We start from the raw sequence: 24617 nt of genomic DNA on the forward strand, positions 1-24617 counted from the left end.
ATCCGCCAAAGCATAGAATTGAAAACAAAACGGTGACAAACGCTTTCATGGGAAAAGAATTTGGAAAAAATTACTATAAAATGGAAAGAACTGTATATCTGTGAAGAACAGGCGAAAGAGAGAAACTGTTCACAGTGTGCGCACAAAACAGCTATCTTTTTTCACAAAAACATGATACAATAAAGTGTATCTGTATCAATAAGGAGCGCACCATGAAGAAACTGACCTCGATGTACAAACGCTACATGTTCCACCCCATTTTATATAAGACCGTGACCCGCACCTCCATCGTGGCCGTGCTGATGCTGCTGTGGCAGCGCTATGTCAGCGATGGCACGTTTACCATCTGGGAGGCCCCGGGCTTTCTGTGCGGCGTGGTGCTGCTCATCTGGGCCTGGGTGGACTACCTGCGGCTGGATGGCGTGACCATCCACCATCTGCTGGAGGAATTCAAGGGGATGGGCAAGCGGCAGAAAAAGATCCACTCCACCCGCTCCATCATCGACTATGCGGATGAGAAGATCGTCTCCTTTGAGGAGCTGGAACCCGAGGAGCGCACCTATTGCAGCCTGCTCTCCAATCTGGTGCTGGGCCTGCCGCTGGTCGCTGCTGCGCTGATCGCCAGCGCACTGTAAGGGGGCCGCGGCATGGAACAAGAGCACAAGCAGCTGGTCATCGGCATTCTGGCCCATGTGGACAGCGGCAAGACCACCCTTTCCGAGGCCCTGCTCTACGGCACCGGCACCATCCGCAAGCTGGGCCGGGTGGACCATAAGGATGCCTTTCTGGACACCGACGCGCTGGAAAAGGCGCGCGGCATTACCATTTTCTCCAAGCAGGCCCTCTTCACGGCGGGCAATACCGATTTTACCCTGCTGGACACCCCGGGCCATGTGGATTTTTCCACGGAGACCGAGCGGACACTGCAGGTGCTGGATTATGCGGTGCTGGTCATCAGCGGCACCGATGGCGTGCAGAGCCATACCGAGACGCTCTGGCGGCTGCTGCGGCGGTACCGCATCCCCACCTTTGTGTTCGTGAACAAGATGGACCTGCCCGGCCCGGGCAGGGAAGCGCTTCTGACCCAGCTGAACCGTCGGCTGGGGGATGGCTTTGTGGATTTTGGGGCAGAGCAGGCCGACCGGGACGAGGCGCTGGCTCTCTGCGATGAGCGGCTGATGGAGACGATGCTGGACCGGGGAATCCTGACCGATACCGACCTCATCCCCGCCATTGCCCGGCGGCATGTGTTTCCCTGCTGGTTTGGCTCAGCCCTGAAGCTGCAGGGTGTGGATGCGCTGGTGGAGGGCCTTGACCGCTATACCCGCCCGGCCCCCGCGCTGGAGGCCTTCGGGGCCAAGGTGTTCAAGGTGAGCCAGGATGAGCAGGGGAACCGCCTGACCTGGCTGCGGGTGACCGGCGGCGCGCTCAAGGTGAAAGCCCAGCTCACCGGAGAGGTCGACGGGGAGCCATGGGCCGAAAAGGCCAACCAGCTGCGGCTCTACTCCGGCGCAAAGTTTACGCTGGCAGAGTGCATCGGCCCCGGCCAGGTGTGCGCCGTTACCGGCCTGACCAAAGCCCGCCCGGGCGAGGGTCTGGGGGCGGAACGGGACAGCGACCTGCCGGTGCTGGAGCCGGTGCTGAGCTATCAGGTGCTGCTGCCCGAGGGCGCAGACGTGCACGCCGCGCTGGGAAAGCTCCATCGACTGGAAGAGGAGGAGCCCCAGCTCCATGTGGTCTGGAACGAGACCCTGGGCGAGATCCATGTCCAGCTGATGGGCGAGATCCAGCTGGAGGTGCTGAAAAGCCTGCTGGCCGAGCGGTACGGGCTGGAGGTCAGTTTCGGCCCCGGCGGCATCCTGTATAAGGAGACCATCACCGAAGCCATGGAGGGCGTGGGCCACTACGAGCCTCTGCGCCATTATGCGGAAGTCCACCTCAAGCTGGAGCCGCTGCCCCGGGGCAGCGGGATGCAGTTTGCCGCCGACTGCCGGGAAGAGGTGCTGGACAAGAACTGGCAGCGGCTGGTGCTGACGCATCTTGAGGAAAAGCAGCATCTGGGTGTGCTCATCGGGGCTCCTCTGACCGATGTGAAGATCACCCTCATTGCGGGCCGCGCCCACCTCAAGCACACCGAGGGCGGCGATTTCCGGCAGGCGACCTACCGCGCCGTCCGGCAGGGCCTGATGATGGCAGACCAGATCCACAAGACCCAGCTGCTGGAGCCGTGGTATGCCTTCCGGCTGGAACTGCCCTCTGACAACGTGGGACGCGCCATGAACGATATCCAGAACATGGGCGGCAGCTTTGACCCGCCCGAGACCGGAGCCGACGGGGATACCACCCTGCTCATCGGCACGGCACCGGCCTCCACTATGCGCAGCTACCCCATGGAGGTGGTGGGCTACACCCGGGGCAGGGGACACCTGACCCTGACGCTGGACGGCTACCGCCCCTGCCACAATGCAGCGGAGGTCATCGAGGCCGCGGGCTATGAGCCGGAACACGACCTCGACAACCCGGCGGATTCGGTGTTCTGTGCCCACGGGGCCGGATTTGTGGTGCCCTGGGAGCAGGTGCGCAGCCACATGCATGTGGACAGCGGCTGGGGCAAGACTGCAAAGACCGAGGAAACGGTGCAGGCCCACCCCCGCCGGATGTCCGCCTACCGCGCCACCCTGGAAGAAGATGCCGAGCTGCTGAAGATCTTTGAACAGACCTATGGGCCCATCAAGCGGGACCCGCTGGCGGCGTTCCGCCCCACCCAGAAGCGGGAACGCCCTGATTTCAACGCCGAGCAGTGGGAGATCCAGCCCGAATACCTGCTGGTGGACGGCTACAACATCATCTTTGCATGGGACGAGCTGAACGCACTCTCCAAAGAGAGCCTGGAAGCGGCCCGCCACAGGCTGATGGACATCCTCTGCAACTATCAGGGCTTCAAAAAGTGCGTGCTCATCCTTGTGTTTGATGCCTACCGTGTGCCGGGCAGCCCCGGCAGCATAGAGCAGTACCACAATATCCATGTGGTCTACACCCGGGAAGCCGAGACCGCCGATATGTTCATCGAGCGTGTCACCCATGAGATCGGCAAGGGCCGCCGCGTCCGCGTGGCCACCTCCGATGGCATGGAACAGGTTATCATCCTGGGCCATGGTGCCCTCCGTGTCTCTGCCCGCATGTTCCATGAAGAGGTGCAGGAAGCGGAGAAGGAGATCCGGAGGTATTTGCAGGGAACGGATTAAACCTCTCCGTCATTGCTTGGCAAAGAGGGCGAGCTTTACGAAATGCCAAGGGCCCCCCTACTAGTGGGGGCTGTCGCCGCAGGCGACTGGGGGGTTGAGCCGCAAGCCCGACTGAGAGGTTGTATGAAAGGGTGCGTGATAAAATGACAATAACTTCCGATTTTGTCTGGCAGGCCATCCAGCCCCGCCCCAGGGACGCGCATAAAGGGACCTTTGGCTCCGTGCTGGCGGTGGCGGGCAGCGCGTCCTACCGGGGCGCGGCGGCGCTGGCCGTGGAAGGTGCCCTGCGCACAGGGGCCGGCATCGTTACGCTGGCAAGTGTAGAGCCGGTGCTGGCGGCGGTGGCCGCACGCCTGCCCGAGTGCTGCCTCTGCCCCTGCGAGGCGGGGGCAGAGGGCGGCATCTCGCCCCAGAATATCGACCGCATCCGGCGGCAGAAGGCCTCTGTTCTGCTGGCGGGCCCCGGGCTGGGCTATACGGCCCAGAGCGCGGCCCGTGCCGCCGAGACCCGGGCGCTGGTAAAAACGCTCCTGCCCGGTTTTTCCGGCAGTGCAGTGCTGGATGCGGACGGCCTGAACGCCGCCGCTGACCTGCTCCAAACGGAAAAAATGCTTCACCCTCAGGGGGAACTGATCTTAACGCCCCACCCCGGCGAGATGGCCCGGCTGACCGGACACTCTGCGGCAGAGATCAATGCGGACCGAGAAGGCATGGCGCTGCGCTATGCGAAAGCATGGAATGCTGTGGTGGTGCTGAAGGGGGCGCACACCGTCATTGCAGGGCCGGATGGCCGCTGCGCGGTCAATCCCACCGGCAACCCGGGGCTTTCCCGGGGCGGCAGCGGGGATGTGCTGGCGGGCATGATCAGTGCCCTGCTGGCCTGCGGTCTGCCTGCCTTTGAGGCCGCTGCCTGTGCCGTTTATCTCCATGGTGCAGCTGCCGACCGTGCCGCCGCCCTGCACGGGGAAACCGGGATGCTCCCGCATGATCTGCTGGATGCGCTGGGGACCCTGTTTGCCGAGAACGGGCGCTGAGCAAGGGGACGATCCCATCAAAAAAGAAACGCTTCCTTTCCTCTGGATTTGTGTTATACTGGAGCTATCCAAAACACAACGATCTGCCGGAAAGGAAGCGTTTCTTTTATGGTTCCTGCACTGGAAAAAATCATTGCCGAGAGCGACCGCATCGTCTTTTTTGGCGGCGCGGGGGTCTCCACCGAAAGCGGCATCCCCGATTTCCGCAGCGTGGACGGCCTGTACCACCAGAAGTATGATTACCCGCCCGAGACCATCCTGAGCCACACCTTCTGGGAGGAGAACCCCGAGGAGTTCTACCGATTCTACCGGGATAAGCTTATTGTGAAGGGGGCAAAGCCCAACGCTGCCCACCTGCGGCTGGCAAAGCTGGAGCGGGAGGGCAGGCTGAAAGCCATCGTCACCCAGAACATCGACGGCCTGCATCAGGCTGCGGGGGCCAAGACCGTTTACGAGCTCCACGGCAGCACCCTGCGCAACTACTGCGTGAAGTGCGGCGCGTTCTACGATGTGGACTTCATTGCCAACAGCACCGGCGTGCCCCGCTGCCCCAAGTGCGGCGGCATCGTCAAGCCGGATGTCGTTCTGTACGAGGAAGGGCTGGATGAGGAGGTGCTCTCCGGGGCTGTGTCTGCCATCCGCAAGGCGGATACCCTCATCATCGGCGGCACCAGTCTGGTGGTCTACCCGGCGGCGGGGCTCATCCGGTACTTCCGGGGCCGCCATCTGGTGGTCATCAACATGCAGCCCACCGGGGCGGATGCACAGGCCGACCTGTGCATTGCCAAGCCCATCGGTCAGGTACTGAGCGAGGACGTTTTATTGGAGGACTGAGATGAAAGCTGTCATTCTGGAAAGCTATGTCATGGAGGAAGGCGACCTCGACTGGTCGGGGGTAAAGGCGCTGGTGCCCGATACTACCAGCTATGTCCGCACGGCCTACGAGGAAATCGCCCCCCGCATTGGAGATGCGGACATCGTTCTGCTGAACAAGTGCCGCATGGATGAGGAGATCTTACAGCAGTGCCCGAACCTGAAATGGGTGGGCATCATTGCCACGGGCACCGACAACCTGGATCTGGAAGCTTGCCGCCGCCACGGCGTTGCAGTGGCCAATGTGCCGGGCTATTCTACCTACAGCGTGGCCCAGATGACCTTCAGCCTGCTGCTGGCCATCTGCCAGTGCGCGGAGCGCTACAACCGTGCCGTCAAGCAGGGATGCTGGCAGCTGGATATCCCGGAGAGCATCGGCCTGCTGCCCCAGATGGAGCTCTACGGCAAGACCTATGGCGTTTACGGCTATGGCAGCATCGGGCGGCAGTCGGCCCGCATTGCCAGAGCCTTTGGCATGGAGGTGCTGGTCTGCACCCGCACCGTCCGGCCCGAATACGCCGCTGACGGTGTGGAGTTTGTGGATTATGATACCCTGCTGAGGCGGTGCGATATCCTCAGCCTGCACTGCCCGGCCACGCCCCAGACCCGGGGCCTTGTCAACGCGGAGGCGCTGGCGAAGATGAAGCCCGGGGCCATTCTGCTCAACACGGCCCGGGGCGCACTGGTGGATGAGGAGGCCGTGGCAGCGGCTCTCCACAGCGGTCAGCTGGGCTTTTACGGGGCCGATGCCTTTGTCGCCGAGCCTCTGCCCCAGGAAAGTCCCCTGCGGGCAGAACCCCACGCTATCCTCACACCGCACATTGCGTGGACGACCCGGGAGGCTTTGCAGAACCTGATGGACATTACCACCCGGAACCTGCGCACCTGGCTGGAAGGAAACGGCGAGCACATCGTCAACAGATAAAAAGGAGAGATGAATCATGCAGGCAACCATTCACAACGAATTCCTGACCCTGACCGTGGATACCCATGGTGCCGAAGCAGTCAGCCTGAAAAATGCCGCCGGGCAGGAGATGCTCTGGCAGGCCGACCCGGCTGTCTGGAAGCGCCACGCTCCCATCCTTTTCCCCTGGACGGGCAAGCTGACCGGCGGGGCCTTTACCCATAAGGGCAAGACCTACCCCGGCGGTCAGCACGGCTTTGCCCGGGATGTGGAGCACACCCTGCTCTGCGCCGAGGGCGACACCATCCGGCTGGAGCTGCGCTCGGATGAAAAGAGCAAGGCAGAGCGCTTCCCCTTTGATTTTGTTCTGACCAGCACCTTCCAGCTGGAGGGCAGGACGGTGCACCACACCCTGACCGTCACCAACCCCGCCGATGCCGCCGAGGAGCTGCGGTTCGGCATCGGCTACCACCCGGCGTTCCGCATCCCCTTTGATGACAAGCACACCACCACCGATTACGAGTTCCGCTTCGACCAGCCGGAGAGCCCGATGATCCTGGACGCTTACCCCAACGGTCTGCTGACCGGCAAGTGCGGTTACCGGTGGAAGAACGAGCAGAGCATCCCCCTGACAGACGATCTGTTTGAAAACGACAGCTTTTGCATGGCCGGTCTGCGCAGCCGCACGCTGGGCATCTACGAGAAGGACACCGGCAAGGGAATCGTCTGTAATGTGGAGGGCTACCCCTATACCCTCATCTGGTCGGCTCCGGCAAAGCCTGTGCGCTTTGTCTGCATTGAGCCGTGGCACTCCCTGCCCGGTGCCCAGACCGATACCCAGGAGTGGAGCCGGCGCGCCGCTGCCGCCTGCCTTGCCCCCGGCCAGACCTGGGAGACCACCCTCAGCACAACGTTTGAGCGCTGAAGCAAAGTTTGGCAAAGAAATGCAGGAACCCCTTGACAGAGGGGACTGCATTCTGATTTAATTAGAATCGATAAAAGGGAGTAAAGGGCATTCCGCAGGGCCTGCGGGGTGCTGCATGGCAGCGTCATCACGGCAGAAATGCCCGATGTCATGTGTTGGCTTGAGACTTTTGTCACAGACAGAGTGCTGTGGCAGGGGTCTCTTTTTTCTTGCCCGGCACCGGAACACAAGGAGGAAAAATAAATATGGATCTTCTGAACACATTCGCCAGTCTCTTTTCCAATTTTGGGAATCTGACCTGGCAGATGGTGGTGATGTGGGGCATCGGTGCGCTGCTCATCTACCTTGCCATCGCCAAAAAGATGGAGCCGAGCCTGCTGCTGCCCATGGGCTTTGGTGCCATTCTGGTCAACCTGCCTCTCTCGGGTGCCATCACGCAGGGGGATACGGTCGGCCCGATCTCTGCATTGTTTGAAGCGGGCATGTCCAACGAGCTGTTCCCGCTGCTGCTCTTCATAGGCATCGGTGCCATGATCGATTTTGGCCCGCTGCTGGAAAAGCCGTGGCTGATGCTCTTTGGCGCGGCGGCCCAGTTCGGCATCTTTTTCACCCTGTTTCTTGCGGGCTTCTTCTTTGACCTGAAGGATGCTGCCTCCATCGCTGTCATCGGTGCGGCAGACGGCCCTACCGCCATTTTCGTGGCCAATACGCTCAACTCCCAGTACCTCGGTGCCATCATGGTGGCAGCCTACAGCTACATGGCGCTGGTGCCCATCGTGCAGCCGCCCGTGATCCGGCTGCTGACCACGCAGAAGGAGCGCCGCATTCGGATGTCCTATGAAAAGGGCAGTGTTTCCCAGCTGACCAAGATCCTGTTTCCCATCGTGGTCACGATCATTGCAGGCATGGTGGCTCCGGCCAGTGTGGCGCTGGTGGGCTTTTTGATGTTCGGCAACCTGCTGCGGGAGTGCGGGGTGCTGAATGCGCTGAGCGAAACCGCCCAGAATGTGCTGGCAAACCTCATCACCATCGTGCTGGGCCTGACCGTTGCCGGGCAGATGACCGCCGACAAGTTCGTGCGGCCCGACACCCTGCTGATCCTTGCACTGGGTCTGGTGGCCTTCGTCTTTGATACGGCAGGCGGCGTACTGTTTGCAAAGCTGCTGAACCTTTTCCGGCCGGAGGGCAAAAAGCTGAATCCCATGATCGGTGCGGCCGGCATCTCGGCCTTCCCCATGAGCGGCCGTGTGGTCAACAAGATGGGCCTGGAAGAGGACAACCAGAATTTCCTGCTGATGTATTCCATCAGCGTCAACGTTTCGGGACAGATCGCGTCCGTCATTGCAGGCGGCCTGATCCTGACCCTGATGGCTTAACGGAGGTGATCGCATGCTTCATCTTACTTCGTGGATGACCACGCTGCCGATGATGCTGATCGGGATGGTCGGCATCATCCTTGTCATCGGTATCATTGTTCTGGCAGTGATGCTGCTCAACCGGCTGACGGGCCGGAAATAAAAGAAAAAGGCGATGCAGCTGTTCAAAACTGCATCGCCTTTTTGCTTGTGTAAGATTACAGAGTCTGGATGGCGGCCTTGATGCGCTGGGCGGCGACCTTGGTCTTTTCGGCATCGCCAAAGGCGGTCAGGCGGAAGTAACCCTCGCCGCACTCGCCAAATCCGACACCCGGGGTGCCGACCACGCCGCAGTTCTCCAGCAGCCAGTCGAAGAACTCCCAGCTCTTCATGCCGCCGGGGCAGCGCAGCCAGATGTAGGGGCTGTTCTTGCCGCCGCAGTACCACACGCCGCAGGCATCCAGCGCGTCAGCAATGACCTTGGCGTTCTGGCGGTAGTAATCGAGGTTGGCCTGGATCTCAGCCATGCCGCTCTCGGTGAACACGGCGGCAGCAGCGCGCTGAACGACATAGGGCACGCCGTTGAACTTGGTGGTCTGGCGGCGCAGCCACAGCTTGTTCAGGTTCATGCCCTCGCGCTCCAGCTCGTGGGGCACGATGGTGTAGCCGCAGCGGGTGCCGGTGAAGCCTGCGATCTTGGAGAAGGAGCAGATCTCAATGGCGCACTCGCGGGCACCCTCCACCTCAAAGATGCTGCGTGCCAGAGCGGGATCGGTGATGAAGCACTCGTAGGCGGCATCGTACAGGATAACGGCGTTGTTCTTTTTGGCGTAGTCCACCCAGGCCTTGAGCTGCTCGCGGGTGTAGGCGGCACCGGTGGGGTTGTTGGGGCTGCAGATGTAGATGATGTCAGCCTTCACACTGTCATCGGGCATCCCCAGGAAGCCGTTCTCCTGGCTGGTGCGGCCGTAAATGATCTTGCGGCCGTCGGTCACGTTGTCGTCCACATAGGTGGGGTAAACGGGGTCCGGGACCAGAACGGTGTTGTCCACATCAAACAGGCCCAGCACGTTGGCCAGGTCGCTCTTGGCACCGTCGGAGATAAAGATCTCGTCCTCAGCCAGCTGGGTGCCGCGGCCTGCGTAGTAGCCCTGAATGGCCTGCTTCAGGAACGGATAGCCCTGCTCGGGGCCGTAGCCGTGGAAGCCCTCCTTGGTGCCCATCTCAGCGGCGGCATCCTGCATGGCGGTGACCACGCACTTTGCCAGAGGCTGGGTCACATCGCCGATGCCCAGGCGGATGATCTCCTTTTCGGGGTGTGCTTCCTGATAGGCGGCCACCTTGTGGGCAATGTCCACGAACAGGTAGCTTGCCTTCAGCTCGCCGTAATGATGATTCATTTTCATAAGTTGTTCCCTCACTTTATAAGATTGCCCGCCCTCTCAGGCCGCTTCGCGTCCAGCTCTCCCAAAGGGAGAGCCGATGCAGCGTCTACGCCAGCAGAAGCTGACCGTTGAGCCGCAATTGCCTCTCCCTTTGGGAGAGGTGGCATTGCAAAGCAATGACGGAGAGGGCGAGGATGTTAAACTTCCGCAACTCCCTCGTACACCGTGACAGCGCTGCCGGTCATCAGCAGCTGCCTGCCGGGCAGCACCCGGATGACCAGCTCACCGCCGCGCAGCTGCACATGGATATCCTGCCCGGCGGGGCAGATGCCCAGCTCGGTCAGAGCCGCCACGGTGGCGCAGGTGCCGGTGCCGCAGGCCCAGGTCTCGCCGCTGCCGCGTTCCCACACCCGCATCTTCAGGTGGGCGGCATCCACCACCTGCACGAATTCGGTGTTGATGCGCTCCGGGAAGTTGGCGTGATGCTCGAACGCCGGGCCGATGGCTTCCAGCTTCAGGCTGTCCACATCCTCCACCACGGTCACGCAGTGGGGGTTGCCCACGCTGATGCAGGTCACCTTCCACACTTTTCCCTCTACGGTGAGCGGCTGATCCACCAGTGGGCCTTCGCCCATGTGGATGGCAGGCAGGTCAGCCGGCAGGGTGCTGTAAGCGCCCATCTCCACCTGCCACAGCTGTGCGCCCTGCCGGGTGATGCGCTTGACACCGCTGTTGGTGTCGATGGTCAGGACAGGCTTTTCCACCCCGTGGGTGTAGAGCCACTCGGCCACACAGCGCACGCCATTGCCGCACATCTGGGCCTCGCTGCCGTCCGCGTTGAAGATGCGCATCCGGCCATCGGCCCCGGGGGTCACAGGGGCGCAGATGCAGATGATGCCGTCCGCACCCACGGAAAAATGCCGGGCAGAGAGCCGCTGTGCAAGTGCGGCAATGTCTGCGGGCACACCGGATGCACGGCAGTCCAGATAGATGTAATCATTGGCACAGCCCTGCATCTTGGTAAATGACAATTTCATGGAGCATTCTCCTTTACAGGCGGGATCTCTGCGGCCATGCTGATGCAGCATGGCTGAGAGGCTTGGTTCGTCACATATAATCATAAGAATCAAACGGGCTTCTGTCAAGCAAAAAAGAGGGCTTTGTGCAATTTTCATCGGTTTTTTCTGCCCGTAAAGGGCCGGAATGCAAAACAGGGCTTGACAAGATACGGCCCATGGGATATAAAAAGAGAGAGTGCTTTTGCGCGCCGGAGAGGGCGTGCAGGCAGAGAAGAAAGAATCATTGACAAAAGGAGACCGCGACGATGGATACTTTTGAAAAGATCCGTGCACTGCTGGCAGAGCAGCTGGATATTGACCCTGCTAAGATCACGATGGAGAGCGACATTATGAGTGATTTCGAGGCCGACAGCCTGGATATCGTGGACATGGTGATGACGCTGGAGGATGAGTTTGGCATTGAAGTGCCGGACGATGCCATCGAGAATCTGCGCACCGTGGGCGACGTGGTGGAATTTGTGGACAGCCACAAGGGCTGATAACAGCTTTGCAAAAAGGCCCCGCACCCGCAGCGCTGCACACGGCGGCGCTGCAGCGGGGCTTTTAATATGAGCTCGTGCGGAACGGCTGGAACACAGGCGTTTGGCGCACGGCTTAGGAGGATATAACAAAATGGCAAAAGACAACAAGAAGCTTGTGCAGGCGATCACCAGCCAGGAAGAAAACTTTGCACAGTGGTACACCGACATCTGCGTCAAGGCAGAGCTGGTGGAGTACTCCAGTGTCAAGGGCTTCATCATCCTGCGCCCCTATGGTCAGGCCATCTGGGAGCTGATCCAGAAGGACATGGATGCCCGGTTCAAGGCAACCGGCCACGAGAACGTGGCCATGCCCGTGCTGATCCCCGAGAGCCTGCTGCAGAAGGAAGGCGAGCTGGTCAATGGCTTCGCGCCGGAGGTGGCATGGGTCACGATGGGCGGCTCCGACAAGCTGGAAGAGCGCCTGGCGGTGCGTCCCACCAGCGAGACCATGTTCTGTGACCACTGGTCCCGCGTGCTGCACAGCTACCGTGAGCTGCCCATGAAGTACAACCAGTGGTGCAGCGTGGTGCGCTGGGAAAAGACCACCCGTCCCTTCCTGCGCAGCCGTGAGTTCTGGTGGCAGGAAGGCCACACCATCCACGAGACTGCCGCCGAGGCCGAGGCCGAGACCCAGCAGCAGCTGAACTGCTACGCGGATGTCTGCGAGCAGGATCTGGCCATCCCTGTTGTCAAGGGCCGCAAGACCGATAAGGAGAAGTTTGCCGGTGCCGAGGCTACCTATACCATCGAAGCCATGATGAAGGACGGCAAGGCCCTGCAGAGCGGCACCAGCCATTACTTCGGCGATAAGTTCAGCAAGGCTTACGACGTGACCTTTACCGGCCGCGACAACCAGCTGCATCACCCGTTCCAGACCAGCTGGGGCGTTTCCACCCGTCTGGTAGGTGCCATCATTATGACCCACGGCGATGACGACGGCCTGATCCTGCCCCCGGCAGTGGCTCCCATCCAGGTCGTGGTCGTGCCCATCGCCGCCCACAAGCCCGGCGTTTCCGAGAAGGCCGCCGAGCTGGCTGAGAAGATCAGCAAGTATGCCCGCGTCAAGCTGGACGACAGCGACAACGCCCCCGGCTGGAAGTTCTCCCAGTGGGAGATGAAGGGCGTTCCCCTGCGCCTGGAGATCGGCCCCAAGGATCTGGAAAAGAACCAGTGCGTGCTGGTCCGCCGCGACACCCGTGAAAAAATCTTCGTGAGCCTGGATGAGCTGGAGACCGCGATCCCGGCCCAGCTGGAGGCCCTGCGCAAGGACCTGTACGAGCGTGCCCTCGCCAACCGCGAGAAGCGCACCTGGGCAGCCACCACCATGGAGGAAGTCAAGGAGCTGGCCAAGGCCAACACCGGCTACATCAAGACCATGTGGTGCGGCGACCTGGCCTGCGAGATGAAGATGAAGGAAGAGGCTGGCCTGTCCAGCCGCTGCATGCCCTTTGAGCAGGAGCACATCAGCGATGTCTGCCCCTGCTGCGGCAAGCCCGCCAGCAAGATGGTCTACTGGGGCGTGGCCTACTAAGCCGCTCCACAGTCAGAGAATGATCCGATGAAAAAAGCAGCTTTCCCGTTCAAACGGGAAAGCTGTTTTTTTGTATCTGCCTATTGACAACCATGTATCTACTGTATATACTGTAAATATACAGATGCAACGGAGGCGGCAGACATGAATCTCTTCATCGATAACAAGAGCGGCGCACCCATCTACGAGCAGCTCTACACCCAGATCAAGAACCAGATTTTGAGCGGGGAACTGCAGCCGGAGGAAGCTATGCCGTCCATCCGGGGGCTGGCGCGGGATCTGCGCATCAGCGTTATCACCACAAAGCGGGCCTACGATGAGCTGGAACAGGAGGGTTTTTTGTATGCGGTGCCCGCCAAGGGCTTTTTCGTGGCGGCGAAAAACACCGAGCTGCTCCGGGAAGAAAACCTGAAAAAAATCGAAGCACACCTGACGGAAGCCGTCCGGCTGGCGGCTCCCTGCGGGCTGACCAAACAGGAACTGACCGAAATGTTGGAATTGCTGTGGGAGGAATGAACCATGAACGCATTAGAACTGCACGGCCTTGAAAAGCACTACCCGGATTTTGCGCTGGGGCCCATTGATCTCGAACTGCCCGGCGGCACAGTCTGCGGGCTGATCGGTGAGAACGGCGCGGGCAAGAGCACGACCATTAAGCTGATCCTGGACATGATCGACCGGGAGGCAGGTACCGTGAAGCTGTTCGGGCAGGAGGAAATTACTCCGCTTGCCAAGGCCGATATCGGCGTGGTGCTGGGCGGCGAGGGCATCCCTACCTGCCTGACCGCGCCGCAGGTGGGTAAAGTGATGGCGGGCATCTATCCCAATTGGGATGCCGCCGCCTACGCCGACTGGTGCCGCCGCTTTGACCTTCCGGAGAACAAGAAGTACGGTGACTACTCCACCGGCATGAAGATGAAGCAGTGCCTTGCCGTGGCACTTTCTCATCACCCCAAGCTGCTGTTGTTGGACGAAGCCACCAGCGGCTTGGACCCGGTGGTGCGGGATGAGCTCATCGATCTGCTGCTGGACTTTGTGCGGGACGAGGATCACGCGATTTTGATCTCGTCTCACATCGTCAGCGATTTGGAAAAGCTCTGCGATACCATTGCTTTTCTGCACAAGGGAAAATTGCTTCTCTGTGAGGACAAAGATACCCTGCGGGAGGAGTACGCCCTCTGGCACGGCACCGCCGGGCAATTGGAGGAGCTGGACAAGAACGCCATCGTCAGCCGTCGGGTGACAGCCTACGGAGCCGAGGCACTGGTGAAGAGGGAACTTGTCCCGGCGGGCAGCACCCTGACACCGGTGAGCATCGAAGAACTGTTTGTGTTGATGGTGAAAGGGGAGAACGCACGATGAAAGGCTTGCTGTTGAAGGATTGGTATCAGGTCAGAACCAGTATGAAAGCCATGTACCTGACGGTTGCATTTGTGCTGGTGATCTGGGTGTTCAGCACATCGAGCGCCTATGTGTTCCCGGTGAGTTATGCGGCCGTTTTTCTGGGCATCTTGCCGATAAACCTGCTTGCCTACGACCAGAGTGTCGGTTGGGTGGAGTATGGCCGGACGCTTCCGGTGAGCAAAAAGACGCTGGTGGCGGAAAAGTACCTCATTGGTCTGTTCTGCGCTGCTGCGGCTGTTGTGATCGGAGGACTGTTCGTAACGGTGATCCCTCTGCGCACCGGAACGGCCCCGGACAAGGATGTGCTGTCCCTGCTGGCGGGCAGTGTGTGTGCCATCCTGCTGATCAACGGTATTTCCCTGCCGCTGCTGTACCGCTTTGGGGCCGAAAAAGCCCGCATGATCTACGTCCTGACCTTTGCCGGACTGGGTGCCCTGCTGGGCGGCGGCGGTGCCGTGATGGATGAACTGCAGCAGAACGGCCCGGGAAGTGGGCCGCTGCCTGTGCCCCTCTGGCTGGCCGCAGTGCTTCTGCTGGCGGTACTGGCCCTGTATGCCGTGTCCTGGCGGGTGTCGGTGGCATGGTATGGAAAGTATAAGAAGTAAGCTCTTCTTTGTGCAATATAGCAATAATCCGGTAAAAAAACTGTAAAAGGGGTTGAAAAATCCGGCCCGGCGTAGTATGATAACGGGGCTGAAAGAAAAATCTTACACCAAGGAGGAGTTTGTTTCCATGTCCAGTGACCATACGGATCACCCCAAACAACGCTTCTCCTGCGATGCGGGCCGTGCAAACGTGTTAGCCGCATCCTGAACTGCATGCCCTTTGTACACCGCAGGAGTTGTAACCAGACCGATGCGGTGTATTTTTTATGCCCGGAAACGGGAAACGGAGGGACCAAACCATGCAGAAGAAAAATTATGTGCAGGAGATTCTGGACATCATCCACAGCGGTCTGCCCCAGGCAGAGCTGGCTGAAAAGCTGTCCGATTACCATGAAAATGACCTGGCCGATGCCCTGACGGCCCTGACACCGGAGGAGCGCCAGAAGGTGTACACCGCACTGGGTGTGGATACGGTGGCAGAGATCTTCTCCTATCTGGACGATGCAGAGCCTTACCTGAAGGAGCTGGACCCCGAGCGGGCCGCCCGGGTCATCTCCCACATGGATTCGGACGATGCCGTAGATGCTCTGGATGACCTGGAAGAGGACGATAAGGCAAAGATCGTCCACCAGCTGGACAAGGATGCCGCCGATGATGTGAAGCTGTTGCTCTCCTATCACGAGGACGAGATTGGCAGCTGCATGACCACCAACTACATCTGCATCCGCAGGGATATGACCATCCGGCAGGCCATGAGTGAGCTGGTGAAGCAGGCAGGCGAGAACGATAACATCTCCACCCTGTATGTGGTGGATGAGAACGGGCACTTTTATGGTGCCATCGACCTGAAAGACCTCATTGTGGCCCGTGCGGAGGAGCGCCTGGAAAAGCTGATCGCACGCTCCTACCCCTACGTCACCGACCACGAGAAGATCAGCGACTGCATCGACCGCATCGTGGACTATGCCGAGCGCTCGCTCCCTGTCCTGAACGACAGCGGGAAGCTGCTGGGCATCATCACCTCGGCGGATGTGGTCGAGCTGGTGGACGACGAGATGGGCGATGATTACGCAAAACTCGGCGGCTTGACCAGTGAAGAGGACCTGAACGAGGGTGTGTTCCAGAGTGTGAAAAAGCGCCTGCCCTGGCTGATCGCCCTGCTGTTCCTCGGGATGCTGGTGTCCTCGGTGGTGGGGGCGTTTGAATCGGTGGTGGCGGTGCTGCCCATCGTCATCTGCTTCCAGTCCATGGTGCTGGATATGGCCGGCAATGTGGGCACCCAGTCGCTGGCTGTGACCATCCGTGTGCTGGTGGACGAGAACCTGACCACTGCCAAAAAACTCCAGCTGCTCTGGAAGGAAATGCGGGTGGGCCTGACCAACGGTGCACTGCTGGCCGTACTGGCGCTGGGCTTCCTGGGCTGCTACATCCACTTCTTCAAGGCTTACGCCTGGGGTGAAGCCTTCCTGCTCTCGGGCTGTGTGGGCGTATCTCTGGTCGTGGCCATGGTGATCTCCAGCCTGGTGGGCACGGTCATCCCCATGCTGTTCCATAAGATCCACATCGACCCCGCCGTGGCTTCCGGTCCACTCATCACCACCATCAATGATCTGGTGGCTGTGGTGGTCTACTATGGCCTGGCCGCCGTGGTGCTGATCGATATGTTCCATTTGGGCTGAAATAGAGAAAGGCTGCTGCCGACAACTCCCTCAGTCACGGCTTCGCCGCGCCAGCTCCCTCTTGGAGGGAGCCTTGACGTAATGGCAATCTGTGAAAGCCTCCCTCATTGAGGGAGGTGGCATCGCGTGAGCGATGACGGAAGGAGTTTGGCAACAGCCTCTTTTTACTTATTCTGTATCCAATACCGCTGTGTCAGCGTTCCATCGGAGGAATCGAACTGCTCATCCTCCAGCACGCCGCCGTTGGCGCGGATGGTCTTTGCTGAGGCAACGTTGTAATGGTCGCAGCAGATGCGCACCTTTTCGATGCCTCGTTCTTTTGCCTTTTCCAGCGTCAGGCGAAGCATCTGGGTGGCGTAGCCGTTCTGCCGCTCCGAGGGGCGGACGCTGTACCCGATGTGCCCGCCGTAGGTCAGCAGGTAATCGTTGAGCCGGTGGCGCAGGTTGGTCATGCCCACCAGATGCTCGTGCTCATCCAGAGCCAGATACTCCGTGGCGGGCACGAGACCGGCGGGGGTTGTGGCCGGGTTTTTCAGCTTGCGGAGTTGGGCCAGCCAGGCATCGAAGTCGGCATATTTGTCCAGAGCCGAGGTGCCGTCCATCCGGGAGTTGATGGCCAGAAATTCTTCCCGGTAGGCCATTACCTGTTCCCGGTCGCCCTCATCCGGCTCCCGCAGGTGGATCTTCTGGGGTGAGGTGCGCCGGGTGGCGGTGCGGAAATCCGGAGCCTTCATCAGGCCGTGGCAGTTGCAGTAGAAGTAAAGCACACCTGCGCCCCGCAGGGAGAAGCGGGCAGAGGCATCTCCCTCGGGGTAGAGCTTGACCAGCTGCAGCTTATCGCCGGTGAGGTAGGCCAGAAACGAGATGTAATGGTTTTTCTCCATGGGGTGGTGCAGGGTGACGAAGAGCTCGTCCTCCACCCGCTCCACGGTCAGCTGATGATGCTCGTCGGCATCCTCGGCTTCGGCGATGTCCAGCGCAGGCAGGGTGATGCCGCAGCAGCTCACCACGGCCTGTCCGGTGGCGTGGAGCACATTGCCGCAGAGAGGGCAGACGTAGAGCTTGCTTCGCAGCAGGTTGGCTGCCCGGTTCCGGTTGATGATGGGTTCTCCCTGCATCAGCTCCAGCACGCTGACCCCCAGAGCCGCAGCCAGCGGTTCCAGCAGGGAGATATCGGGCAGACCCTTGGCGGTCTCCCACTTGGAAATGGTCTTGGCGCTGACAGAAAGCGTTCCGGCAAGCTCTGCCTGGGTCAAGCCCTTGGCTTCCCGCAGCTGCCGGATGGTGCTGCCTGTGACGTATGTGTTCATAGTAATAACCCTCCTGAATAACCCCCCAGTCTGCTTCGCAGACAGCCCCCGCTAATAGGGGGGCCATTGGCAAAACCGTAAGCTCCTGCTTCTCCGGGTGTGCTGCCCAGCCCCGCAGGGCCGCCCCTACTAGGGGCGGTGGCATCCCGCAGGGATGACGGTGGGGTTTGTTGCTGCCAGCTTACCATACAAAAAAACTCCACGCAACCTACGCTGCGTGGAGTTCGTGCTTTCAGGAATTATTCGGCATCAGTCTCGTCTTCCTCGTCCGGGTCCAGCTCCATGGTGAACACGGCCTTTTTCAGCTTGCCGCAGCCCTGGGCCTTCAAGCCGGATTTGTACGGCTCCCCGGCCAGATAGAGGGCAAAGCGGCCCTCGCAGAGCATTCCGGCAATGCTGGTGCCGGCGGTGCCCACGGTGGTATCAGCGGCTTCGTCAGCGGGCCGGGTGGGGCTGAACTCGCCCAGGGACACTTCAAACAGCTCGCTGCCCTCGAGGTCGGTCTCAAGGGTCAGGTGGTTGTCGTGCCGGACAAAGGGGGCCTTGTCGCTGGCCTGCGGGGTCACGGTGCTCACCATGACCACAGCCTTGTCACCATCGATGTGGGTGCGCCCGGCGGGCAGGTTGTTGATATCCCGCGCCATGATGAACTCGATGACGCTGTCCAGACTGCTGCACAGGCCCAGATAGTTGGGGAGATTGTTCAGGGTATCGTAGATCATGGATCAGTCCTCTTTCGGGTCGGTCAGAAGCTCCTTGATGCTGGGCACAACGCCGCCCAGATTTTGCAGCTCCGACGGGATGATGATCTTGGTGGCTTTGCCGTTGGCGACCTTGGCCAGTGCTTCCAGGCTGCGCAGAGCCAGCACCTTGTCGTTGGGCATGGCCTCGTTCAGCAGGCGGATGGCATCGGCGTTGGCCTTCTGCACCGCGAGAATGGCCTGCGCCTCGCCCTCAGCTTCGAGAATGCGCTGTTGTTTGACGGCATCGGCACGGAGGATGGCGGCTTCCTTTTCGCCCTCGGCGGCGGTGATGGCGGCCTGCTTCTCACCGTCGGCCTTCAGGATGACGGCGCGCTTTTCGCGCTCTGCCTTCATCTGCTTCTCCATGGCTTCCTGGATCTCGCGCGGCGGGATGATGTTCTTGACCTCCACGCGGTTGACCTTGATGCCCCACTTGTCGGTGGCTTCATCGAGGATGGCCGTGATCTTGCCGTTGATGACATCGCGGCTGGTCAGGGTGTGATCCAGCTCCATCTCACCGATGATGTTGCGCAGGGTGGTGGCGGAAAGGCTCTCGATGGCTGCGATGGGCTGGTTGACACCGTAGGTGTAGAGCTTGGCATCCATGACCTGGAAGAACACCACGGTGTCGATCTGCATGGTGACGTTATCGCGGGTGATCACAGGCTGGGGAGGAAAGTCCGCGACCTGCTCCTTCAGGCTGACCTTTTTGGCGATCCGCTCAATGAACGGGATCTTGACATGCAGGCCGGCCGACCAGGTGTCGGAGTAGCTGCCCAGACGCTCCACAACGTACACCATGGACTGAGGCACGATGACGATGTTGGTGACGACGATGAGCAGGATGACAAAGATGAGCGCGAGGATCACGAACAGCATGATAGGCATAGAGACGCTCCTTTTTTTAGTGGTTGATGGATTCGGTCAGGATGGGTTCCACGATGAGCAGGGTGCTGTGGATCTCGGTGACCCGGCAGGCCTGCCCGGGGGTCAGGGTATCGCCGGGGGTGGCGCAGCGGGCGCTCCAGTCCACGCCATCCAGCCGCACCCGGCCCGTCTGCTGGGCAGAAACGGGGGTCAATACCCGGGCCTCCCGGCCAAGGGCGCGGTCACCGTTGGTGGGGGTGGGCTGCTTGTGCAGCCGTTTGGCCAGCGGCTTGAATGCCAGCAGACAGACCGCGCTGACCGCAATGAACACCACCGCCTGCACCCGGAACGAGTGGGTGAACAGGCAGCAGAGCAGGGCTGCCGCGCTGCCTGCCGCAAACCAGACGGATACCATGCTGAAGGTCATGCCCTCCAGCGCCAGGAAACCGACGGCGGCAAGGAGCCAGAAAATGGGGTCAATGGACATCGAACATCCCTCCTTCTTCGTTTATTATATAACAAAGGCGTGGAAATGACAATATGTTGTTATTTAAGGGCGAGTGCTGCTCTGTTCAACCTCTCAGTCGCAGGCTTCGCCGCGTCAGCGAAGATGACGGAGAGGTTTAATCCGTTTCCTTATACATAATCATAGTAGCTGTGGTTCGGGTTATGCCCCACCTCTTCCACCACGATGGTGAAGCCCATGGGATTCACCTCGGTGCTCTTGCCGCTGGCAAGGGTCTCCACGATGATATGCTCGGTGCGGTTGACGATGATCTCCGCGGTCTCCACCTTGCCCACCCGCTGGTAGTGCAGGATGCCGTCCTCGGCACGCAGGACCCGCAGCTGGCCGGTGCGGAAAGCCTCGCAGGTGTGGCGGAGCTGTGCCAGCTGTGCCAGCACGGGGCGCAGGCGCTGCTCGTGGGCATCCCACCGGAAGAAAGCCCGGTTGAAGGGGTCCCGGTAGCCCTGCATGGCAATCTCGTCGCCGTAGTACAGGCAGGGCACACCCGGCAGGGTGTAGATGATGGCGTAGGCCATCCGCAGGCGGAGCAGGCCCTCCTCGTAGGCATCGCCGGTCACACAGCGGCCGCTCTGCCACGCGCGGCCCCGGCCATTGGCGGGCTCGTCAGCGATCACGGTCAGGGCACGCTCGGTGTCGTGGGTGGAGAGGAAGTTCAGGGCGGTGTCCATGGCCGGGGCAGGGTAGTGTTCGCAGATGGTCAGGATCTCCGTCATGGCCTGCTCGGCGGGCTTGCCCTTGACGAAATCCAGCACGGCGTTCTTGAAGGGGTAGTTCATCACGCTGTCCAGGCCCTTGCCCAGCAGATAGGTGCGGCGCTTATTGAAGCCGAACTTGGTGGTGGCATCCTCCCACACCTCGCCCAGCAGGAACTTTTCGGGGCTGACCCGCTTGACGGCGGCGCGCACCTTCTCAATGAATTCGTCGGGCAGCTCATCGGCTACATCCAGCCGGAAGCCTGCCGCGCCGCGCCGCAGCCAGGTGTCGATGACACCGCCCGGGCCGGTGATGAACTCCACATAGGAGGGGGTCTCCTCGTCGACCTCGGGCAGGGTCTCAAAGCCCCACCAGCTGCGGTAGCCGTCCTTGTACTGGGGGCCGAAATCGTACCAGCAGCGGTAAGGGGAGTTGGGGTCCCGGTACGCGCCGCCCTCACCATAGCGGCCCTCGCGGTTGAAGTAGCGGCTGTCGGAGCCGGTGTGGCTGAACACGCCGTCCAGCACAATGCCGATGCCGTATTTTTTGGCGGCGGTGCACAGTGCCTCAAAATCCTCGTTGGTGCCCAGCAGGGGGTCCACATTCAGGTAGTCGGCGGTGTTGTAGCGGTGGTTGGAGTGGGCCTCAAAGATGGGGTTGAGGTAGATGAAATCCACCCCCATCTCGTGCAGGTAAGGGAGCTTTTGCTGGATGCCCTTGAGGTCACCGCCGAAATAATCCTCATTCAGGTGACCACCTACCTCGTTGGGCTGCCAGAAGGGCTCGGCGTGCTTGTCGGCCTGATAGATGCGGTCGGCAAAGGGCATGGGCTTGTTCTCCACGCCTTCGCAGAAGCGGTCCGGGAAGATCTGATAGAACACCTTGCCCTTGATGCTTTCAGGGGTCTCAAAGTCCTGCTCATAGACCGTGATCTGCCAGCTTTCGCCATCCTGCCAGCTGATCACGCCGCAGTTGTCGGGGCCGCGCACGATGCGGCGGAAGTCGGTGTAGAGGTCGAAGTAATAGAAGTAGAGGCCCGGGTCATTCAGAGGCACTTCCACAGAAAAGTGGTTCTGCCTGGGGGTCTGGCCATCGAAGTTCATCCGGTAGTAGACGGGAACATCGAACTTGCCCTCTTTTTTCAGGACAAGGTGCGGGTCTACATAGCCCAGCTCCTCGGGGATGCAGAGCGACAGCCGGACAGTCTGCCCGGCGCGCACCGCACCAAAGGGCTGCTTGAAATAGGGGTCAAAACTGTTGAACAGACAAGACAAGTGGGGTCGTTCCTTTCTCAAAAAAAGCCCCGGTTCCGTAATGGCTCCGGGGCAGAGATATATTTATGCTGAACCCTTCCGTCAATGCTTCGCATTGCCACCTCCCCTAGTAGGGGAGGCCTTGGCAGAACGGTGAAGTCTGTGCGTAAAGGAAAAGCTGTAAAACTTCCCGTAACGCCAGAGGCCCCACTACTAGGGGGGCTGTCACCGTAGGTGACTGGGGGTTAACCTGTCCAATTACTTCACAGCAGAAGCGTGCCAGATGTCGCGGGCGTAATCCAGCACAGAACGGTCTGCGCTGAAGATGCCGCTGTTGGCGGTGTTCTTCAGGCTCATCTGTGCCCACTTCTCGCGGTCAGCATACAGGCGCTGCAGGTCGGCCTGAGCACGGCGGTAATCCTTGAAGTCGGCCATGACCATATAAGGATCGCTGGTGCGCAGGTTCTCGGTGACCTCGTGGAAGTCCTCGCCGTTCCAGCCGCGCTCCAGGAAGTTCAGAGCGGCATTTGCCACGTCATCGCCCATGATGAAGGCGCTGGGGTGGTAGCCCACCTGCTTGAGGTTGTTGACCTCGGGGGTCAGCATACCGAAGATCAGCTCGTTCTCCTTGCCGGCGGCATCGGCGATCTCAACGTTTGCGCCGTCCAGCGTGCCCAGCGTGATGGCACCGTTCAGCATGAACTTCATGTTGCCGGTACCGGAAGCCTCGGTGCCAGCCAGAGAGATCTGCTCAGAGACCTCGGCAGCGGGCATCAGGTGCTCGCTCAGGGAGACGCAGTACTCTTCCAGATAGACCACGCGCAGCTTGTCGCGCACGGCGGGATCATTGTTGATCAGGTCGCCCAGCTTGCAGATCATCCGGATCATCTGCTTGGCCATGTAGTAACCGGGAGCAGCCTTTGCGCCGAAGATATAGGTCTTGGGGATGAAGTCAGCGTTGGGGTTCTCCTTCAGGTACAGGTACTGAGCGGCGATGTTCAGGGCGTTCAGGTGCTGACGCTTGTACTCGTGCATCCGCTTGACCTGGCAGTCGAAGATGGAGTTGGGGTCGATGACCTGGCCGGTGCTCTTCTCGAGATAGGCGGCAAAGTTCTTCTTATTGTCCAGCTTGATCTCGTTGATGCGCTTCAGCACGGTCTTATCGTCCGCATACTTGTTCAGCTTGGAGAGGTTGGAAGCGTCGTGCTTGTACTCCTCGCCGATGGTCTCGTCCAGCAGCTTGCACAGCTCAGGGTTGGAGGCCAGCAGCCAGCGGCGGTAAGCGATGCCGTTGGTCACGTTCTTGAAAGCCTGAGGCTTGAACAGGTAGTAATCGTGGAACACGCTCTCCTTGATGATCTCACTGTGCAGCTTGGACACGCCGTTGATGCTGTTGGCGGTGTAGGCGCAGATGTTTGCCATGCGGACCTGGTTGTCGCCGATCAGGGCCATGTAGTTGATCTTGCCCTCGTCGCCGGGGAATGCCTTCTCCAGCTCCTCGCGGGCACGGCGGTTCATCTCGACCACGATCTGGTAGATGCGGGGCAGGGTCATCTTGAAGATGTCCACATTCCACTTCTCCAGAGCCTCGGCCATAACGGTGTGGTTGGTGTAGGCAAAGACCTTCTGGCAGATCTCAAAGGCCTTATCCCAGTCAAAGCCGCACTCGTCCAGCAGGATGCGCATCATCTCGGGGATGGCCAGCGTGGGATGGGTGTCGTTCAGCTGGATGGCGACCTTGTCGGCCAGATTCTCCAGCGTGCCGTAGGTGGACAGGTGGTTCTGCACGATATCGCCGATGGATGCGGCAGAGAGGAAGTACTGCTGGCGCAGGCGCAGGATCTTGCCTTCAATGTGGTTGTCGTTGGGGTACAGCACCTTGGAGATCAGCTCGGCGCTGGCGTTCTTGCTCATGGCAGTGTTGTAGTTGCCCAGAGAGAAGCTGGACATATCAAAGTCAGGAGCCTTGGCCTGCCACAGGCGCAGCTTGGCAACGCCCTTGCCGTCGTAGCCCTGCACATACATGTCGGAGGGCACAGCCATAACGCTGTTGTAGTTGGTGTGCTGGATATAGTGGAAGCCGTGATCCCAGTTCTCGCGGATCTCGCCGTCAAAGCGGACCTCGATGGCCTGATCGGGGTGGCTCTTCAGCCAGACCTGACCACCGGGCAGCCAGTTGTCAGCGCGCTCCTGCTGCCAGCCGTCCACGATCTTCTGCTTGAAAATGCCGTACTCGTACAGGATGGAGTAGCCGGTGCCGCAGATGCCGGTGGTGGCCATGCCGTCCAGATAGCAGGCAGCCAGACGGCCCAGACCGCCGTTGCCCAGGCCTGCATCGGGCTCTTCCTCAAAGATGCCCTCGATGTTGATGTCGGCATCAGCCAGCACCTTCTGGGCAACATCTTCCAGACCCAGGTTGAACAGACTCATCTTCAGGCTGCGGCCCATCAGGAACTCCATGCAGAGGTAGTATACCTGCTTGGTGCCGGTGCCAATGGCCTTGGACTGGAACTTCTTGTGGTTCTCACTCATCATCTGACGGCAGATCAGGGCAAGAGAGCGGTAGATCTGCTGCTTGGAAGCAACGCTCAGATCCACGCCGTACTCGCTGGTCAGCTTGTCCTGAAGAATTTTTGCAAATTCTTTTGTAGTCATAAGGAACTCCTATCCGCACACACACTTGTG

The 24617-nt window shown here is 60.2% G+C and carries 22 protein-coding genes; 14 read left to right on the forward strand and 8 right to left on the reverse strand.

Annotated elements, in window-relative coordinates; all coding sequences use genetic code 11:
- Positions 1-212: 212 nt before the first annotated feature.
- From MTP40_RS05170 to MTP40_RS05205, 8 genes are all read left to right on the forward strand, one after another.
- A complete protein-coding gene (locus MTP40_RS05170) occupies positions 213-635 on the forward strand; it encodes a hypothetical protein (protein ID WP_154276440.1) in 423 nt (140 codons plus the stop codon).
- 12 nt (positions 636-647) lie between these two features.
- Positions 648-3245: a translation factor GTPase family protein gene (locus tag MTP40_RS05175; protein WP_249259942.1), complete on the forward strand. Its 2598-nt coding sequence runs from the start codon at positions 648-650 to the stop codon at positions 3243-3245.
- Between the two features lie 143 nt (positions 3246-3388).
- Positions 3389-4279 (forward strand): NAD(P)H-hydrate dehydratase, encoded by an 891-nt coding sequence (locus MTP40_RS05180; RefSeq protein ID WP_249259943.1) that lies wholly within the window; start codon positions 3389-3391, stop codon positions 4277-4279.
- A gap of 108 nt (positions 4280-4387) precedes the next feature.
- Positions 4388-5113 carry an NAD-dependent protein deacylase gene (locus MTP40_RS05185; protein WP_249259944.1) on the forward strand — a complete coding sequence of 242 codons (726 nt, stop codon included), beginning with the start codon at positions 4388-4390 and terminating at the stop codon, positions 5111-5113.
- 1 nt (position 5114) lies between these two features.
- A complete protein-coding gene (locus tag MTP40_RS05190) occupies positions 5115-6077 on the forward strand; it encodes a D-2-hydroxyacid dehydrogenase (protein ID WP_249259945.1) in 963 nt (320 codons plus the stop codon).
- 16 nt (positions 6078-6093) lie between these two features.
- Entirely contained in the window at positions 6094-6981 is an 888-nt protein-coding gene (locus MTP40_RS05195; RefSeq protein ID WP_249259946.1) for an aldose 1-epimerase family protein, read from the forward strand.
- Positions 6982-7226: 245 nt separating this feature from the next.
- Positions 7227-8357 carry a sodium ion-translocating decarboxylase subunit beta gene (locus MTP40_RS05200; protein WP_097770615.1) on the forward strand — a complete coding sequence of 377 codons (1131 nt, stop codon included), beginning with the start codon at positions 7227-7229 and terminating at the stop codon, positions 8355-8357.
- A gap of 13 nt (positions 8358-8370) precedes the next feature.
- On the forward strand, positions 8371-8499 hold the full coding sequence (locus tag MTP40_RS05205; RefSeq protein WP_097770616.1) for an oxaloacetate decarboxylase: 129 nt from the start codon (positions 8371-8373) through the stop codon (positions 8497-8499).
- Positions 8500-8554: 55 nt separating this feature from the next.
- On the opposite strand, the gene MTP40_RS05210 is transcribed toward MTP40_RS05205, so the two are convergent.
- The gene (locus MTP40_RS05210) at positions 8555-9742 is read right to left on the reverse strand and encodes an LL-diaminopimelate aminotransferase (protein WP_249259947.1); all 1188 of its coding nucleotides are present in this window, start codon (positions 9740-9742) and stop codon (positions 8555-8557) included.
- A gap of 176 nt (positions 9743-9918) precedes the next feature.
- On the reverse strand, positions 9919-10758 hold the full coding sequence (gene dapF, locus MTP40_RS05215; protein ID WP_117477291.1) for a diaminopimelate epimerase: 840 nt from the start codon (positions 10756-10758) through the stop codon (positions 9919-9921).
- A 287-nt stretch (positions 10759-11045) separates the two neighbouring features.
- On the opposite strand from dapF, the gene acpP reads away from it, so the two are divergent.
- The 6 genes from acpP to mgtE all read left to right on the forward strand — a co-directional run bounded on the left by acpP (position 11046) and on the right by mgtE (position 16540).
- Entirely contained in the window at positions 11046-11279 is a 234-nt protein-coding gene (gene acpP / locus MTP40_RS05220) for an acyl carrier protein (protein ID WP_005932296.1), read from the forward strand.
- A gap of 133 nt (positions 11280-11412) precedes the next feature.
- Positions 11413-12852 (forward strand): proline--tRNA ligase, encoded by a 1440-nt coding sequence (gene proS, locus MTP40_RS05225; RefSeq protein WP_005932298.1) that lies wholly within the window; start codon positions 11413-11415, stop codon positions 12850-12852.
- A gap of 144 nt (positions 12853-12996) precedes the next feature.
- Complete coding sequence (locus MTP40_RS05230; RefSeq protein ID WP_005932304.1) at positions 12997-13368, forward strand: GntR family transcriptional regulator; 372 nt, start codon at positions 12997-12999, stop codon at positions 13366-13368.
- 3 nt (positions 13369-13371) lie between these two features.
- Positions 13372-14214, forward strand: a complete 843-nt coding sequence (locus tag MTP40_RS05235; RefSeq protein WP_249259948.1) for an ABC transporter ATP-binding protein — start codon at positions 13372-13374, stop codon at positions 14212-14214.
- A complete protein-coding gene (locus tag MTP40_RS05240) occupies positions 14211-14861 on the forward strand; it encodes an ABC-2 transporter permease (protein ID WP_249259949.1) in 651 nt (216 codons plus the stop codon). Before MTP40_RS05235 ends, MTP40_RS05240 begins: the two co-directional genes overlap by 4 nt.
- 299 nt (positions 14862-15160) lie before the next feature.
- Positions 15161-16540 carry a magnesium transporter gene (gene mgtE, locus MTP40_RS05245; protein WP_442900442.1) on the forward strand — a complete coding sequence of 460 codons (1380 nt, stop codon included), beginning with the start codon at positions 15161-15163 and terminating at the stop codon, positions 16538-16540.
- Between the two features lie 164 nt (positions 16541-16704).
- Here the strand turns inward: mgtE and MTP40_RS14475 are convergent, their stop codons facing one another.
- The 6 genes from MTP40_RS14475 to MTP40_RS05280 form a co-directional block, all read right to left on the reverse strand.
- A complete protein-coding gene (locus MTP40_RS14475) occupies positions 16705-17850 on the reverse strand; it encodes a GNAT family N-acetyltransferase (RefSeq protein WP_330220933.1) in 1146 nt (381 codons plus the stop codon).
- A gap of 239 nt (positions 17851-18089) precedes the next feature.
- Positions 18090-18572: a YhcH/YjgK/YiaL family protein gene (locus MTP40_RS05260; RefSeq protein WP_097772370.1), complete on the reverse strand. Its 483-nt coding sequence runs from the start codon at positions 18570-18572 to the stop codon at positions 18090-18092.
- A gap of 3 nt (positions 18573-18575) precedes the next feature.
- The gene (locus MTP40_RS05265) at positions 18576-19481 is read right to left on the reverse strand and encodes an SPFH domain-containing protein (protein ID WP_005932322.1); all 906 of its coding nucleotides are present in this window, start codon (positions 19479-19481) and stop codon (positions 18576-18578) included.
- Positions 19482-19497: 16 nt separating this feature from the next.
- Positions 19498-19947: an NfeD family protein gene (locus MTP40_RS05270; RefSeq protein WP_005932324.1), complete on the reverse strand. Its 450-nt coding sequence runs from the start codon at positions 19945-19947 to the stop codon at positions 19498-19500.
- Between the two features lie 149 nt (positions 19948-20096).
- Positions 20097-21953, reverse strand: coding sequence for a glycoside hydrolase family 13 protein (locus MTP40_RS05275; protein WP_156068869.1), 1857 nt, complete (start codon positions 21951-21953; stop codon positions 20097-20099).
- Positions 21954-22190: 237 nt separating this feature from the next.
- Entirely contained in the window at positions 22191-24587 is a 2397-nt protein-coding gene (locus tag MTP40_RS05280) for a glycogen/starch/alpha-glucan phosphorylase (protein WP_117535079.1), read from the reverse strand.
- Positions 24588-24617: the final 30 nt, after the last annotated feature.

The sequence above is a fragment of the Faecalibacterium sp. IP-3-29 genome, from assembly GCF_023347335.1.
Classification (GTDB): domain Bacteria; phylum Bacillota; class Clostridia; order Oscillospirales; family Ruminococcaceae; genus Faecalibacterium; species Faecalibacterium duncaniae.